The sequence below is a fragment of the Burkholderia sp. SIMBA_051 genome (genome assembly GCF_046534915.1).
In the GTDB taxonomy this organism is placed as follows: Bacteria; Pseudomonadota; Gammaproteobacteria; order Burkholderiales; family Burkholderiaceae; genus Burkholderia; species Burkholderia ambifaria.
Genome location: NZ_JAWRXS010000970.1, coordinates 1 through 232, shown reverse-complemented (window position 1 = coordinate 232; position 232 = coordinate 1). Strand labels below are relative to the sequence as shown.

Below are 232 nucleotides of genomic sequence, written 5' to 3'. Positions count from 1 at the left end.
CGCGTCGAGACCGCCAACGCGCTGGAACTCGAGAACATGGCCTTCATGGGGACCAATGTGGTCAGCGGCTCCGGCACCGCCCTGGTGGTGGCCACCGGCGCCGGCACCTACTTCGGCCAGTTGGCCGGGCGCGTGACGCAGACCTCGCGCATGCCGACGCAGTTCCAGCAGGGCATCAACCGGGTCAGTTGGGTGCTGATCCGCTTCATGCTGGTGATGGCGCCCATCGTGC

Annotated in this window: 1 protein-coding gene; it reads left to right on the top strand. The window is 67.7% G+C overall.

What is annotated here, in order from left to right; translation table 11 throughout:
• Positions 1-232, top strand: a 232-nt coding sequence (locus tag SB771_RS37380) for a hypothetical protein (protein WP_410722328.1), incomplete at both ends; no start/stop codon positions are given.